Consider the following 17,617-nt stretch of genomic DNA (forward strand, 5'->3'; position numbering starts at 1 on the left):
CGAATTATCGAAGCCTTTTTGCATTTCAACCAAAATTTGGGAGGGGATTAAATCACCATTTTAAACATAGGCCTTGCTCACCGGAGCTATGTTAGCTCTGTTTTGTCAAAAGACGATTGTTTTCTTAAAATTTGGGTTAAATCAAGTCTGAAAATAGAATAAATTCTACCTCTAGCAGAGTATCTCAAATAGCAAACCTTCAAGGACACGGAGTCAGCTAGCACCGAGTATCATTATTACTTCTATCTATTGCTTGGCAATAAACTCCGAAAAAGAAAAAGGCAGTCCTTTCGAAAAAACTGCCTTTAGTTTAATCTAAAATGATATACTACTATTTCATCAACTGACCGAGAACAGAGCCTAGTACTTGGCTACCGAGGTCACCACCTTGCTGCTTATTGCCGCCGCCGAGTATGCCACCTAATAGTCCTCCTAGAAGACCGCCACCGCCGCCTTGGTTTCCGCCACCAGAAAGTGCACCTGATATTAATCCTCCTATGTCTATGCCATTCGACTGAGCAGCGCCTGCTTGCTTATTGAACATATTGAGTACAAAAGGTACAGCTACAGAAGCTATCGTTTGCGCTAGCTGCGGACTCAATCCACTTTTTTGAACGAGGGCATTTACCACATTGGTAGCTATACCAGAAACCAAAGGATTGTTTCCACTGGTTTGCTGTCCACTTAACATTTCAGTTATTCCTCCGAGATTTCCACCCGATATCTGACCTGCTATCGTTTCGAATATGGAAGAACCTGCTGTTTGAGCTACATTATTGACATCAAACTGGTCATTGGGTACATCTGGATTTTCTACAAATTGCTGACCCAACTGTTGCGTAGCCATTTGGATTAATTGATCTAACATAAGTTTTTATTTAAATTGTTAATGAGCAAATATACAAAATACCTATTCTTTAATGAACTTTAAAATTGATATCTGTTCTGACTTTTGATTATAAACCTCTACAAAATATATCCCCTTGTTCAGCATACTAATATCAAAATTAGAATTGTTTTTATACTGAGCTGTTAAAAGATTTTTACCACTTATATCTTTGATTTTTACCAGACAGTTGTCCGTTGAAACTCCTTCTATTTTCAAATAATCTTTAGCAGGATTGGGATAGATGAATAGTCCATTAATAGGCGAGTTTGAATGGATACTGGAATTATAGGATGTATTCACCTTGGTAAAGAATGTATAGAAACCATCAGGAGCAGAAATCGGCTTACGCATGGATTTACCATTATTGGAGGTCGCTTCGATATAGTATTCAATAGTATCTTTACCCTTGGCTGTCGGTAGGATATTACCGACAAAAAAATTCGTTAAGGTATCCTTCATAGTGGCTGATTTCCATGAGCTACTGCCTTTGGTACGATAATAGATTTTAGCTTCTTGGATGCCAGAATGATTTTTAATTTTGGCTAGTGCAGGATATCTCGATTTATAATCTTGCAGACCTGCATAAGGATAATGATTATAAATGGAGACCGGATTGTCTGCGGGAACCTCTTTGGTGACACAATGTATCGAACCACCAGAGCCATCAAGCACACGCATGTCAGCTGGTATGATTTTATACCCGGGGAAATGTTTTTGAACCTGTGCCAACGCTGAGTCATCCCATATCTTTTCACCATTATTTTCATTATGAAACATCGGTAGAACGATAACATTATTCACCACCAAACTATTGGAATAGGTTCTGGTATATTGATTATAGTCCTCTCCTGAGGTATACCAGCTACCATCGTCCTTTTTAGGAAGTGGTATCGATTTGATAAAATTCTTCTTACCTGCAGTAGGAGTATTCATCTGACTGAAATAATTGATGTTATCATTAGCTAATTGATAATCTAACCAAGTGGTATCTCCTCCATCCCTCGTAGGTATATTGGCCATTTCTACTGGCATTTTGGTATGCACTAAGGTATGGTCGTCTGCTCTCTGTAGATAAAGGTCTATGTGACCCGTGCCTCCTTCGTATTCGAAATAGGGTTTGATATGGATATCATCGGAATTAAACATATTTTTCAAGGTGTCCTCTACATTTTGCCTTGTCCATGTAGGAAAGTAATCTAGATTAGCATCTACCACCATTTCCGAGGTTAATAGTTGATTTTTTTCCGTACCATCCACTATGACATTTCCTCCTTCATAATATAACCTCGAATTATAAACAGGATAATTACCTAATTTCGTTGTCCAGAAAGCATTCATTCCGTCATCCAGTCCACGACCAGGATAGTATTTGTAATCGACCCATCCTTGTTTTTCATCATTGTCATAGTAAAATGGGATAGGACCATAATCACGCACCCAGAAGGCATTCCCTTTGCGAATCATAAATTGATAGTTGGTCAAGGGATAGCCTTTGTCTTCCATATATTTAAGAATAGCACTCGTATCTCTAGCAGCATATACATTGATATAAATAGTAGCGCCACCTTCTTGTACACCTCGTGCTATATTTTTCCAGATATCAGCACTTGGTTGCTTTCTCAAAGTATCTATCAGTGTACCTGCAGCATTGGTATATGGCCAGCTAATAATAATTCCTTTCATTTCGTCAAACTCTGCAGGAAAGCGTGCATCAGCAGGCAGAACAGTAGAGCCACGTGGCTTTAAATTTTCTTGTTTAAATGGTCGGATGGTTCTAGATTCATTTCTTTTCTTTACCTTGATTTCTGCTATTCTTTTAGCGACATCCTCTGGCACTCTCTGGTGCAATTTATTAAAATAAGCTTTATATTCTTCAAAACTCATTTGGTTTAATCGCTCATAGTGGGCTTTCGCTTCAGCTTCCTCACTATTATTTGTACCTGCTTGAGAAAATCCTGTTGTCCTCAATACAAGGAATAATAAAAGAATCGAGAATAATTTTAATTGGTTCATACTTTAAATTTGATAATTACCAAAAGTAGCTAAATTGAAGTTAATTTAGCTATATTAAATGTTAATGAGCCAAAAAATGGTATCTTTGGGCTTTTAAAAATTGATGATAAGAATATTTTTTAGCGTTTTAGCGTTTTCGTTCGTTTCGATAGTTAAAGGTCAAATGCCTACACAGCAGGTTACAGAAGCTAAGATTACCGATACATTTGCCTGGAAAGTGAACCTCTCCTTTAAAGTACCTACGACCAGTGACAGCGCTATTTTAATCATTTCTACCTCTCCTCTATCGAGTTTAACCTTAACTAATAAGTTCTATGGAGTTGGTTCACATATTACACCGGGAATCAAAGTACATCGTAAATTTTATAAAGGGTCAAACACCATTGAACACAGTATAAAAGGCTTGCTAGCTAATACTACTTATTATTTAGCATTCTATACATTCAATAATAATATGAATGGTATTTTTTACAATCAGACCAATCCTCCACGCCTAAGTTTTAAAACAAAAGGTCGCAATATAGCTAGTTACTATTCTAGTCTAGATACGAATAAAGCCACATTTTTATCTAAGTTGACTACCCTTCTGCGCAATCATAACTTTTCTTCTACTTGGTATACAGAATACACTAAAGTGGTAGATGAAGTGTATGTACAAGATACCTTCGTCAATGATTCCACAAAAAAATATATTACTTGTAGTTATTCGAATATAAAGGCAATTTATAATCCTAATACGGCCCCATCGGCTGTTTTTCCGGTGACAGGCTTCAATAGAGAGCATACCTTGCCTAAAAATTGGATGAATTTCAGAGGAATACCGAATAATGATTTAGTAGACTACGCAGAAGGAGCTGATTGGCATAATCTAACGCTTACGGACGGCAAAGTCAACGAACAACGAAGTGACTTCGTTTTTAAAATTCCATTATCGCCTTCTAGCATGGGTAATGCTCGTTTTTTTGAAAATAAATCGAAGTATAGCGATACCAATAACTGTTTCGAGCCACAGAATAGCTACAAAGGAGACGCTGCGCGCTGTATTTTTTATATGCAAACCTGTTATCACAAATTATTGGATAGTAGCTGGAGTCTCAAAAATGGTTTACGCTCTTTTGCTAAGAATCAAAGTGATGCCTTGCTAGTACAATGGGCAAAAAATGACCCACCTGATAATCAGGAAATAGCTCGACATGAATACATAGCTTCGGTTCAGGGCTCTCGTAACCCATTTATTGATTTCCCAGATTGGATAGAATGTATCAATTTCAAAGATTTATCTATCTTAAAAACCTGTCAAGGTCTAGAATTTAAGAATTCGATTAACTCACCATCCAATTCTTCATGGGATGTATGGTATTATAAGATTGTTGAAGGAAAATATGCCATAAAACTATATCACGATAAGATTTCTACTTTGAATATTTATATTTATGATTTGAACGGTAAACTCGTTAAACAAGAAAATACCTTAATTAATGAAGGTGAAAATGCCCTTCCATTAGAATTACATGGAATTTCAAAAGGACAATATATTTTAAACATAAAATCCACAGAACGAAACAAATCGTTTAGATTGTTGTTAGATTAAACAATTATTTAACCTAGAAATTCTAAAGATTAATTAATTTTGCAACTTATTAAAAATCAATAAACACAATTATTTTATGAAAAAATTAGTCATTATACTGAGTTTTATAATTTCTTTAGGTGAAATGGTGGCTCAAAACTGGAATTTTAAAAATGTACCAGCTACTGTTACTCGAAAAGAAGGTGGCTCTGAATTATTTTTCCAAGTGAGAAATTCCATGCCTATGAGTCATACTATGTGGGTACGATACACGTTAACTGGAAAAAATAGTGGAGCTGATAAGAATGTTGACTTGAATACATTTAATTTTGTAGATACTATCATATTTGGCAATAACGATACTGTAGTTACTTTAAGATTCAGACCTGTATTAGATGGTGTCACAGAAGGGAATGATACTTTTATATTGAAGCTAGTGCAAGCGTCCATGGGAACCATTGTATCTCCTGACTCTACGACAGTTATTATAACTGATAGCACAGCGGCTCCTATTACTGGTCGTCCTTTATACACTATTGGAGCTATTAGAGGAGCGAATAAAGATGGGATTCCAGATTCTATCAATAAGAGCTGCACTATTAGGGGTACGGTTTATGGTATCAATAGAAGAACTACTGGTTATCAAATGTTTATTTGTGATGGTACAGGCTGCCTAGGGATTTTTTCTAATAAAACATACGCTAACCTTCCTACAATACAAGAAGGAGACTCTTTTGAAATTTCTGGGATTATCGACCATTTCAGAGGATTAGGTCAGATAAGATTTAGCGCTACTGGAGATACCATCAGAAAGTTAGGATTTAAAACGATAAATGCGCCTATGACGGTTACCTCTCTTAATGAAAGTACCGAGTCTAAACTAGTTAAAATTGAAGGTTTATCATTGACAAGCGGAACTTGGTTAGCCGATTCTGCTTTTGACCTCACGATGAAGAATAATAGCGGTGGTACCTTTTCTGTAAGAATAGAGAACAAACCATCAACTAATTTCAGTGCAGTAGCTTCCATAAAAACAGGCGAAGTTTACACTATCACAGGTATGGGGTCCCAGTTTGATCAAGCCTCAAGCGCTCCGTATAATGTTGGCTATCAGTTGCTTCCAAGAAAATTGTCCGATATTGTAAAAACGGGTACAGGATCTATTGAGAACTTGCATTCTAATGAACTGAGCATCTTCCCCACTATAGCGAATAATACTATACATGCTTATTTTCAAGCACATAAAAATGAAACGGCTAGTATTAAAATTATTGATGTATTAGGTAAAATAGCTAAAGAGCAAACGATACAATTAAATTCTGGGGAAAACCTCATAACAATGAACGGTCTTGAAAATCTGCCTGTAGGAAATTATTTTCTAAGTTTACAGATAAATAATACACAGATTTCAAAACAGTTTTCAATAGTGCGATAGTAGATATTCACAGGTTTTAAACATAGACTTTTACTATGTGAATAAATATCGAATAAATAGACTTTTTACAGGTCATTAAATTATAGAGAAATCTAGTAATCAATTATTTGAATCACTAGATTTCTCTTTTTATTTGTTTATAATTCTAAGCATGTTTTTAACTAGATTGAAATAGTTTTGCCTAGAATAAATTAAAATTCAAATTAGGTAAAACGCGTGGGAAAGATAATAGCAATAGCCAACCAAAAAGGTGGCGTAGGTAAGACGACAACTTCTATCAATTTAGCAGCTAGTTTGGCTGCTATGGATAAGAAAACCCTTTTGATCGATGCCGATCCACAGGCCAATTCGACCTCTGGGTGTGGATTAGACCCGAAATCTATCACTAAGAGTCTTTATGAATGCATGATAGATACTGTAGATCCCAAAGAAGCTATTTTAAATACAGAGACTCCCAACCTTTTCATTCTGCCATCTCACCTAGACTTGGTGGGTGCAGAAATTGAACTTATTCAGCATGAGCATCGTGAGACTATTATGAAAGATACCCTAGCGAAAATAAAGGGAGATTATGATTATATTATTATTGACTGTTCGCCATCTCTTGGATTGATAACGGTCAATGCCTTGACAGCCTCTGATAGCGTGATTATACCCGTGCAGTGTGAGTATTTCGCCTTAGAAGGTCTAGGTAAGCTATTAAACACGATAAAAATCGTTCAAAAGCGTTTAAATCCCGAGTTAGGTATTGAAGGCTTATTACTCACTATGTATGATTCCAGATTGAGACTGAGCAATCAGGTAGTGGAAGAGGTCAAACAACACTTTGAATCCTTGGTTTTCAATACCATTATACATAGAAATTCAAAAATTAGCGAAGCTCCAAGTTTTGGCAAGCCTGTCATAGCATTTGATATAGAAAGTAAAGGATCAGTTAATTACCTGCATTTGGCTAAAGAATTGGTAGAAAATAATGAAAAGAAAACAGTAGAAAATAATTCATAATAATGGCGAAACTCAATCAAAAAAAAGAACTAGGTAAAGGTATACGAGCTTTATTAGGAGACATCAATCAGCAAATAAATGAAGATGAAGAATTGGTTTTAGATAAACCAAAAAACACCAATATTCAATTAATTAGCCTAGATAGAATAGAAGTCAATCCTTTTCAACCTCGGGTCAATTTCGACGAAGAAGCTTTAGAAGATTTGGCTAATTCTATACGTGTGCATGGCATTATTCAGCCATTAACTGTCAGAGAATTAACAGGAACTACAAAGTATCAATTAATCTCAGGTGAACGCAGGTGGAGAGCATCTCACATAGCTGGTTTGACGGAGGTTCCCGTTTATATCCGCACAGCCAATGACCAAGAGGCTCTGGAAATGGCTCTCATTGAGAATATACAGCGTGAAGAACTCAATGCCATAGAAATAGGAGTCAATTATCAACGCCTCATAGATGAATGTAAACTCAACCATGAGGAATTAGCTGATCGTGTAGGAAAAAAACGCGCCACTATTTCGAACTATATTCGCTTGCTGAAGTTACCACCAGATATCCAAGTAGCAGTGAGAGAGGATAAGATATCAATGGGGCATGCGAGAGCACTCGCTGGTGTAGAAGAAATAGATTTACAACTCGCCATATTTAAAGAGGTAATCGGTAAAAATCTTACTGTAAGACAAACCGAAAGCTTAGTAGCACAGCGAAGTAGTCAGCGCACACCGAGACCTTCTAAAGAAAAGAAAGGTCAGCCTGCCTTCGTCAAAAGATGGCAGGATGATTTATCTAGTCATTTGAGTACAAAAGTATCCATTCAACATAATGAAAAAGGCGGAGGTCAGTTGGTTCTTTCCTATGCTGATGAAAAAGATTTAGAAAGAATCATTGAGTTAATAAGCTAGACGTGCGCTTTTACTCTATTTTAATAGTCTTTTTATTTACCTATCTCTCTTTTTCTGCACAAGTAGATAGTCTGAAAGTAGTGCCAAATGATAGCTTTTTGACCAATTCTACCAAGAGGTTTAAATATAAAAAACATAGCCCCAAGGTTGCTGCTCTTTTATCTGCTGTAGCTCCAGGCGCAGGTCAGATATACAATAGAAGATATTGGAAGCTGCCTATCGTATGGGGTGGTCTTGCAGGGTTTGGATATTTATGGATTAATGAGAATAACCGCTATCAAGATGCCAAAACTTCTTTTCTCTCGCTAATAGATACCGATGTTAGTAATGATATTCCGCTTAATGGAACAACCAACTTAACAGTCGTTCAAAATACAAAGAATGTATACAGGAATCAAAGGGATATGTATTTATTGTTTGGAATCTTGTTTTATGGACTCAATATTATCGATGCTACCGTAGATGCTCATTTTATGAATTTTGACGTCAGCGATGATCTTTCTATGAGATTTAACCTAGATATGAAAAACTATGCATCGGCACCGCAAGGTGTTCCTTCTCTGACTTGTACTTTGAATTTTAAAAGATAATATAGAATGAAAATAGCCCTCATAGGATATGGGAAAATGGGAAAAGCCATAGAAGGTGTGGTAATCGAAGAAGGTCGTCATGAGATTTGTCTTAAGATAGATGATAGCAATAAAAAGGAGCTAACTATCGATCAACTAAAGCAAGTGGATGTAGCTATAGATTTTACCCAGCCTGACGCTGCCTTTGACAATGTCATGCTGTGTTTCGAAGCCAATATTCCTATCGTAGTAGGGACTACGGCATGGGCAGAAGGATTGGAAAAGGCAAAACAAATCTGCCATGAAAAAAATCAAACCTTATTCGCCTCACCGAATTTTAGTATCGGTGTCAATTTGTTTTTCCAGCTAAATAAATATTTTACCAAACTAATGCTTCCTTTTCAGGACTACAGTGTCAAAATGTCTGAAATTCACCATACGGAAAAGAAAGATGCACCAAGTGGTACTGCTGTGAAGCTGGCAAATGATATGATTGCAGTTAGCAACAATTGTTATAATTCTTGGGAATTAGACAAAGCTTCCAATTCTGGAGTCATACCTATCGAGGCTATTCGCGAAGAGCATGTTCCAGGCACACATCATGTCAGATTTGAATCTGAAATAGACTTTTTACAGATAACTCACGAGGCTAAAGGAAGAAAAGGATTTGCTGTAGGTGCGGTAAGAGCTGCAGAATTTATCTATGGTAAGAAAGGTTTTTTTACCATGGATGATATGCTACAGATTAAATAGGAGAAATCCCCCTAAGTATCTCCCCTATTTAATCGAGAAGTATAAATTTTAAGCTTGCTTCAGCATGGTATAAAGTTCATCTTTCAAATGAACTCTCTTAAGTCTTAACTGATTTAATGTTTCATCTGCAGTGGCTTCTGCTCCCGTTTCTATACGGTGTATCTCATTGTTGATCTCATGATATTCATCAAAGAGGCGACGAAAATGATTATCGCTAACTTTTAAATCATGAATTTGTTTGTCAAATTCTGGGAACTCGTGATGCAAATCGTGCTTATCCATGTTCTTCTAATTTTTAAATTGGGTTAAGAATATGAGCACAAATCTAGTTGATTCTATACAAGCAACGCGTGACCTTGGTCACAAAAAACACAATAATCTTACTTATTTTACCTCAGAATCAATTTCTCTACTTTAACTATGTCCCCTACTCTTAACTCAAGGAAATAGGTACCTCGAGGAAGGCTCTCGACTGGTATTTTCGTTTGATCGAAAAACTGTGCTATTTTTCTGCCATCGATACTCGTTATAGAAACTGAAAATTTAGAAAGGGAGTTATCAATATCAATATTTATATAATTGGAAGCTGGATTAGGGTAAAAATAATGCTCATTTTTATGGAAATCATAAATAGATACGGTAGGTTTGGTAATGTACCTGCTCAGTGTAGTATTTGTCCGGATATTTTGTGTAAAATCTAATACTATGACAGCCTGATTCGTTATAATATCATTGACAGCAAGACTTGATTTTGGTTTTAAACTAAAAATCACATAACCTCTGCTAGCACTATCATTAGACACGCTATCTGGCAGATTGATATCTTTAAATGTAAAGACCAATTCATTTCCTGCTCTAAATAAAATTTGTCCTGCATGGCTTTGTTTGATTAGTTTAAAAGAATTCATATCAAGCTTATTATCAATAATATCTGAAATGTAGACATGATTGGCTAGGCTAGTTCTATTGTTGATAAAATTAATCTGATAGATTAGCTCATCCGTTTTATTTAAAAAATCTTCATGGTTTATCTGAGATTTAATACTGACTTGCTTTTGGTTTAGTGCTAAATCCTTCTCCCCTTCTTTAAGGCAGAAATATTGACTATTATCGGTCGTATCAGTTTCTGTAATGACTTTATGCAGTCTCACAAAGAAACATAGGGTATCATTGCCTGCTAAAGAATCAAATTTTAAAGTTAAACTTGTTTTAGTTCCTGTATTTTGGATTATTTGAAGAATTGTCCCTGATTGAGTATAAGTAGCATTGGAGGAAATAGCGTCTACTTTGGTCATAGCAGGCAGGCGTACTTCATACTTTTTAATAGCTGTATCTGTAAAGTAATATCCTGCATAACTTAGATTTAAGCTTAGTTTTTTGTTATTGGCTATACTTCCAGATTTCTGAACTACCAGAATATAATTAACGGGCACAGGATCTAAGGGTAAATCCATTTTGAGTGTAGTATCTACTGAAAATGCAGGGATTGTCTTTGAGGTACTATTCGAATTACACATAATAGGTATGGCATTACTCAACGTATAGGCTTGATTTTTTTTGATAAAACTTTTATAACTACCATCCGAAAGGGTAAATAAGAAATCATAATCACCTGTTACATTATTTTTAAAATCTAATCGATGATCGGCTAATAGTTTATCGTTTGATTGATAGCTACAGTCTTTATTTCCATCGATAAATAATTTCCCGTAAACACAATTCGAAAACAGAATAGGTCTGAATATAAAGCTATCCTTTGGAGTATAGAAAAAATCAAGAAATACAATCTTAGCAGTATGCTGACCACCACTCACATATTTATGTAAAAATGAATGATATATGAATCCTGCATCAATCCCATAATTTTTTATGGTGTCTACTTGTCCATCGCCATAATGCATGATAGCTCGCATAAGCCCATAGTTTTTGAAAAAATACATTTCATAGGGAACAGATTCGCCAAAGCAATAATTTGTGTCAATCATGGCTGTAGTGAATTTTGAAATCACGACACTATCCAGCACAGGTATATCAACTTTCATATTCCCAAAGAGAGTCATTGTAAAGGCTCGGGATTTTTTATTATTAACACCACAGTTAAACAGCATTCCATCATTTTCTATGTGATAACTATTGAGGGATGGTGGGATAAAACTATAAGCGCCAGAGGAATCTGTGGTGACTATTGCATTATATACATTGGATACGCCTTTTACCTCGAAACTGGTGTTTGGAACTCTAAATTCCCATGGATCGCATATACAATTTTTATTTCTGTCAATACACATGACACCATAAACGGTATCACAGGTTTGTACTTTGATATAGACACTATCATTTAACTTGCAGCTTGCTGGCGTAGCTAGATTTGAAGCTTTATACCAGCGGCCTACTGTAGGGGCTACATCAATAATAGACGTATCTGAATTTATAGCTACTGCAGATATCAATGGACTCCATTTTGCACCTACACCTATAGTTGCATCTAGTCGAATACTTCCACTAGAACAATAATAAACGGTATCTTCGGCTAACTGCACAAAACCATTGCCAGGTAAGACAACGATCGGCATAATATGACTCACTTGAATGCCATTGGTATTCACATAATAGGCATCAAACAAGAAATTCAAACTGGGGACTTCTTTTTTCTTTCGATAGCTAAGAGTCACATAGGCTGTATCGACGTTATTTCCAGATTTAATAGTATAACTCATCTTATAGTTAGATACTATACTTGCTTCTATGACAGACAAGTCCTTGATTTTTAATGCACGATACGGCGCACCAATTGCTTTAAAGACTATCTTATTTTCTTGTGCACAGGTCCCAGCTGTATAATTATTAAATAAAGTATCTATCAAAGATAAGTTTTTAATAATTCCATCATAAACTACTGGATCTGCTGTACCATAAGCTCCTAATACGACATCTCGCATAGTATAACCGACCAATACCCTTGTATAAGAGGTACCTGCTGAATTAGGTATCGCTCTATACTCTCTCACCACATAAACCATATGGCCTAATTGATCCCTATCTGGATTAATATTTACCTGAGCTAAGGCATGATTGATGGTCATGGGTGGGGAAGTGTAAAAACATTGTGTAGCACTCAGTCCTGATTTATAACTTATGAAAGGGTTTTGCAAATTAGCGACAGATGTAGCATTAGCAGCCATCGAAGTAAAACTTGGAATGAGCTCATAAGCTAATGAATCTCTAATAACCATTTTCCCACCTATGAGGATATGCTTAGGATCATAGATATCTGTAGCCCGCATATTATATCGATTCTGCTTATTTTTATATAGCTGTATCATTTCTGGTCTAGAATGAATAGGTGAGCTATTGAGATGGTTGGTATTGACTGCTGCCTGCACAAACAATGAACTGCTAGGTTCAGAATGATTTGTAATAGCTATATCTCTACAGCAATCTACCCAGCCAAAAATAACCAATCCAATATTTTTACCTATAACGACAGTGCCCTCATAGGTGGCTTTATAATAACCTTTGACTTCTTCAGGTCCATTAGAATTGCAATAAGTTTTTTTTGATGATATAACATCAGGAGGCAAACCAATAGGCGATATTTCTTCTTTTTTGATATAAAAAACAGTCATCTTAGAAACAGAAGGAGATCCTACAATATTTATTTCTTGGGTACTTTCTATAATACCATGAGCACAAATCATATAATACTCTAGGGTTATCTTGTATCTACCTTGGTTTGTATCTATAAGCTGGTAGGTAATAGCTGCTCCTGAAAGACCAGTAGCATTCATTGTGAAATGAGTAAAACCAATAAGAAAAAGGTTTATTATGTATTTTAAATTTGTGTTTTTCATATTTTAGACATTTAGTTTAATATAGTTATTTATACAAAATTAAGCTATTTCTGACAACCTATATCAAATAGCTGCGCTATTTATATACGGTACAATTGTGAAATGTACTCATTCTTCATTCCAATAATCTATTACGATTCAATAAATAATTATTCCAACTTAGTCACATAAAAATCGAAAATCTTACCTCAGAATCAATTTCTCTACTTTAACTATGTCTCCTGCTCTTAACTCTAAGAAATAAGTGCCACGAGGAAGGCTCTCGACCGATATTTTCGTTTGATCAAAAAACTGTGCTAGTTTTCTGCCATCGATACTCGTTATAGAAACTGAAAATTTAGAAAGGGGCTGATTGGTCTCGATATTTACAAAATCAGTGGCTGGGTTTGGAGTTATGCTCATCTTAGAATTCACATCTAAGACCTGAGAAGTAGATTTTGTAAAATAGGCCGTTAGGTTTCTATTTTTATTGGATGTGAAGTAGTAGTTAGAATTAGGACCAACGATTACTCCATTATCTGTCCAGTACTTGAACTGATAGCCCTCTCTAGGTATGGCATCTACTTTTACAGGATCATCAAAGAGATATCGTCCTTGACCACGAGTAATACCCGCATTTTCAGGATGTGTGGTAATATTGACATTAAAAAAGTCATAGGAGCCAGTAGGTTTGACAAGGCGACTGATAGCGGTATTTGTTATCACAGCTTCATTCGCGTCGAAATAAATTTCTGCTGTATTTCTTATTTCCTCCCCAATTTGTAAGTCATCCTTTGGCTTGATGGTGAATATGACATAGCCTTTGCTGCCCTCTTCATCCACTGCTTTTTCAGGCAAAATAATATCTTTAAAATCAAAGCGAAGTAATCCATCATTCGTAAGACTAACAGACATAGGATGGCTGGCAGCTTTGACTTCTATCGATTCAATATTTAATCGCTTCGATAGCTGATCCAGAATATAAACATCTCTCGCTGGAGCTTTCCCTTCATTTTGGAAATTGATGGTATAAGTTATAGGATTTGTCTTATCGATGAAATCCTCCGTGTTAATACTACTGCGGATAGCAGGGATTTTATTATTGGGGTCATAGGCAACGAAAGCTCTTCTACAAACACGATAATGGTTGTCGATAGTATCTCTTTCTCCAGGGATACCTCGTAATCTAAGCGAAAAACAAAGATCATCCGTCGCGACTAAATTTCTAAATTCAACAGTGACCTTTAGTTTTATTTTTCTTGAACCTTCAAACAAATATTTGTTTCCCCCAAGCGCTGTCATAGTAATACCAGAATTCACAGACTTATATAAACATTTATCAGGCAAGGTCAATTCATAAATAAATGTATTACTTTCAAAATCATTTTGAACATTATTTATATCTGGAATAGCATCGAGATTAAGTAAATAGTCAGAAGTATTATTTACAACTGCGCGGCCCTCTGTAGAAAGTATAGCTGCATAATTATTTATAAACTGAACAGGGATTATAAAGTTATTTATCATATTACTATCAGCCAGGAAATCTATTGAATATAACGAATTGCAGATAGGAAATTTCAAACTTTCAATTCGATAGTTATCACCATATGTTAAATAAAACCTAAGTTTTCCTTGGTGATTGGTGGTCAGATAGGAAAACTTATTCGTAACAAGATTTGTTAATTTAAATCTAGTATATTTCATTCTCGGTTCGATTTCATCACTACAGTTTTTACTTATATCATTAAATGCGGCTTGATCTAAACAATAAATTTGAATAAAATCATTACTCGAAAATTCATAAATTTTATTTGAAAAATTAAAAAATTGTGCATTCACATTTCCGATTGTTTTATTTAGAAAAGTATGTGAATAATTATAGGTATATACCCCCTCTCCAAAAGGCAAAGCTTGCAAAAATTCTTTCCCATCGTTACAAATTAGTTTCATTGATAAATAGCCTAATGATTTTGTAACAGTTATCGCGAAACTTCTCGGCGAATTAATACAATGTTCAATTTTATTATTTAAAATTTGAATACTTGATTCTATAGTCGGAATAATTTTTTTTCTATCTAAAGGCACATTTAAATGATAGTTAGTATCTATATTTGGTAAATTGAAGGTGATATCTTGTTTATCTTGATTGCAACCTATAACATTCGCATTGGATAAATTATACTGAGCCCCATTTTTTACATAATAGGAGACAATTCCATCAGTATTGGTAGAGCTATTTTGCTTTTGATTGGTGGAAATATCTGTAAGAACTATACTAGACCCACTCATCGCCATGTCCCCAGTATCTAAATTGCAGTTGTCATTCATGTCTATGTAAAACTTCGCATGAAGACATGAGCCAATAGAAATCGTATTCATTGGAGTCTGATACAGAATTTTATCATCATAGCTTAAAATTTTTATTGATGCAGGAAAAACACCATTCGTATTATATGTTTTATTAAAAACGAGGTGGGTTTGCATGGGCTCTATCCCTAAAATTCGCTCTTCAAATTGTCCATTTCCATAGTCCATTTTAGCTTTGACATAACCCATGGATTTCACAAATGGTAGAACAAATTCTACATTAGCAGCTTCACCTACACAGTAATTTAAGGTCTGCGGTGTAGAAGGATATCCTACAAAACTCGGTGAATCCTTGACAGCTATACTTACTATAACAGGGCTATCTGCCAAACTCACATCGAATACATTGACTTTAGGATTGCAATTAACCACTACATTATTTACAGTTAAGGTATAGTTATTGAAAGCAGGAGGCGAAAAGCTGTAATTACCATTATTGTCTGGATAGATGGTTTGATTATAACCATTCGTTTTGCCCTTTAAATTTAGTGGTAGTTTAGCAGGGACATCTATATTGGCTTCATTCGCACAGTTATTATTTACGTCGTGATAGATATTACCTTTCACCTGATTGCAGGTTTCTAGTTTTACATAAATACTATCATTCACTCTGCATAACTCATCATGTTTTAAATTCGTAGCATATATCCAATGACTATTCAATGGCATAATATGCACCAAATTACTATCTGAACTGTTAGAGCTGACTATGGCATTATTTGATTTCCAACTCACTTTTTTTGCCAAAGGCAATGAAAGTGATGTAGTTCCAGAATTATTGCAATAAAGAAGGGTATCTTGCTCAAATCCAATGGTTGCATTGCTAAATTGCACACTGAGTGGAACATAATTTTCTACACTAATGCCTAGTGAATTGCAGTAATAAACCTTGACCTTAAACTCATATCCCAAGGTGGCGAAATTTCTATCGAATTTAAATTCTACAAAACCTGTAGTAACTCCATTCACTGTATTTACATATGATCGGAATTTATAATTTTCTATCTCTGCTTGATTGATAACGGATACATCTTTCAATTTTAAGCCGGTTGTATTGCTAGTTGAAAAGCGCATCATAATTTTATTTCCTTTTGCTCTGCAGGTTCTGACTAGGTTAGGATTCACGACATATTCTACATTTGAAGAATCAGAAATAACTCCATGACTTGTCAAACTAGTGCCATTTAACATGGTGCTAAAAACCTGATCTCTGCAAATATGCCCTACAAGCATTCTTGTATAGGACTTACCATTTGCAGTAGGAATCGCTCTATACTCTTTTATGACCATGGCCGCTGCATATTCTCCCTCAATAGTAGGATTAATTTTGGCAATTCCAGCGGTCTTATTCAAAAGAATAGCTGGATTTGAAGGCATAAATTGACTAGCAGACAATCCTGAGTTAAAGGTAACTGCAGGATTTTGTAGATTTGCCGCTTGATTTACATTCGTTGCTATAGAAGTATTTGGATTATAGAATTCATATGCAAAAGAATCTAAAACGACATAATTTCCGTTAATAAGGATATACTTTGGATCAAAACTATCTCTGACAGATAGGTCTAACCAATTCTCTTTACCTTTCCATAAATAATTGGTAGCTTCTGAGTTGAAAATGGGGGAAGAGTTGGCTACATTCGTATTGATAGCAGCTTGAACCCAAAATGTTTGAGCGCTCGGAGCTTGAATATTACTTATTACAGTTTGTCTACAACAAATATACCATCCAATAATAGCCCAACCTTTATTCTTGCCAAGGGTCACAAAACCTCTAAATATAGCTTTTTCAATACCTCTAATACCAGTAATAGGTCCATTAGGACAGTTGGAGACTGATCTAGTAGGCACATCTGGTACTTGACAAAATGGAGTCACTTCTTTCGCTGAAATTCTAGTTACAGGGATAGTGGTATTTAATGTGCTAGAAATTACAGTAAGATTATCTATACCAAAATCCACTCCACTACAGTCTCGAAATAAATGCGCTAGAATCTCATATCTGCCAATAGCCGTATCGATACAACGATAGGTTATATAGCCTCCAGCAGAATGCGTAGCCTGTGCCTGCTGAGTAAAAATATACATCGATAGTATAAAAAGAAATTTTCTAGATTGTACTAAAGCCTTCATATAGGATAATTTTATAGGTTATTCAAAATTGTTATTACAAAATTATATAAGATTTTATCAAAAAAAATTATCAAAAAAATTACTTTGTTAACAGCAATATTGGTGAAATAAACTAGGAATTGTCTATTTAGTGCTCATTAATTATATTTTT

The 17,617-nt window shown here is 35.2% G+C and carries 11 protein-coding genes; 6 read left to right on the forward strand and 5 right to left on the reverse strand.

Annotated elements, in window-relative coordinates; genetic code table 11:
* Positions 1-331 precede the first annotated feature (331 nt).
* Together JNL75_08880 and JNL75_08885 are read right to left on the reverse strand one after the other, a co-directional pair.
* Positions 332-868 carry a hypothetical protein gene (locus JNL75_08880; protein MBL7789923.1) on the reverse strand — a complete coding sequence of 179 codons (537 nt, stop codon included), beginning with the start codon at positions 866-868 and terminating at the stop codon, positions 332-334.
* Between the two features lie 42 nt (positions 869-910).
* A complete protein-coding gene (locus tag JNL75_08885) occupies positions 911-2,902 on the reverse strand; it encodes an agmatine deiminase family protein (protein MBL7789924.1) in 1,992 nt (663 codons plus the stop codon).
* A gap of 103 nt (positions 2,903-3,005) precedes the next feature.
* On the opposite strand from JNL75_08885, the gene JNL75_08890 reads away from it, so the two are divergent.
* The 6 genes from JNL75_08890 to dapB all read left to right on the forward strand — a co-directional run bounded on the left by JNL75_08890 (position 3,006) and on the right by dapB (position 9,136).
* Positions 3,006-4,493, forward strand: coding sequence for an endonuclease (locus tag JNL75_08890; GenBank protein MBL7789925.1), 1,488 nt, complete (start codon positions 3,006-3,008; stop codon positions 4,491-4,493).
* A 76-nt stretch (positions 4,494-4,569) separates the two neighbouring features.
* Positions 4,570-5,907 (forward strand): T9SS type A sorting domain-containing protein, encoded by a 1,338-nt coding sequence (locus JNL75_08895; GenBank protein ID MBL7789926.1) that lies wholly within the window; start codon positions 4,570-4,572, stop codon positions 5,905-5,907.
* Positions 5,908-6,123: 216 nt separating this feature from the next.
* Entirely contained in the window at positions 6,124-6,912 is a 789-nt protein-coding gene (locus JNL75_08900; GenBank protein MBL7789927.1) for a ParA family protein, read from the forward strand.
* 2 nt (positions 6,913-6,914) lie between these two features.
* Positions 6,915-7,814 carry a ParB/RepB/Spo0J family partition protein gene (locus JNL75_08905; GenBank protein ID MBL7789928.1) on the forward strand — a complete coding sequence of 300 codons (900 nt, stop codon included), beginning with the start codon at positions 6,915-6,917 and terminating at the stop codon, positions 7,812-7,814.
* Positions 7,815-7,816: 2 nt separating this feature from the next.
* Positions 7,817-8,404 (forward strand): hypothetical protein, encoded by a 588-nt coding sequence (locus JNL75_08910; GenBank protein MBL7789929.1) that lies wholly within the window; start codon positions 7,817-7,819, stop codon positions 8,402-8,404.
* Between the two features lie 6 nt (positions 8,405-8,410).
* Entirely contained in the window at positions 8,411-9,136 is a 726-nt protein-coding gene (dapB, locus tag JNL75_08915; GenBank protein ID MBL7789930.1) for a 4-hydroxy-tetrahydrodipicolinate reductase, read from the forward strand.
* Positions 9,137-9,184: 48 nt separating this feature from the next.
* On the opposite strand, the gene JNL75_08920 is transcribed toward dapB, so the two are convergent.
* The 3 genes from JNL75_08920 to JNL75_08930 all read right to left on the reverse strand — a co-directional run bounded on the left by JNL75_08920 (position 9,185) and on the right by JNL75_08930 (position 17,466).
* Entirely contained in the window at positions 9,185-9,418 is a 234-nt protein-coding gene (locus JNL75_08920) for a DUF465 domain-containing protein (protein MBL7789931.1), read from the reverse strand.
* A gap of 107 nt (positions 9,419-9,525) precedes the next feature.
* Complete coding sequence (locus JNL75_08925; protein ID MBL7789932.1) at positions 9,526-12,987, reverse strand: T9SS type A sorting domain-containing protein; 3,462 nt, start codon at positions 12,985-12,987, stop codon at positions 9,526-9,528.
* A 183-nt stretch (positions 12,988-13,170) separates the two neighbouring features.
* Entirely contained in the window at positions 13,171-17,466 is a 4,296-nt protein-coding gene (locus JNL75_08930; protein ID MBL7789933.1) for a T9SS type A sorting domain-containing protein, read from the reverse strand.
* Positions 17,467-17,617: the final 151 nt, after the last annotated feature.

This window comes from Chitinophagales bacterium, from assembly GCA_016787225.1.
GTDB lineage: Bacteria > Bacteroidota > Bacteroidia > Chitinophagales > JADJOU01 > CHPMRC01.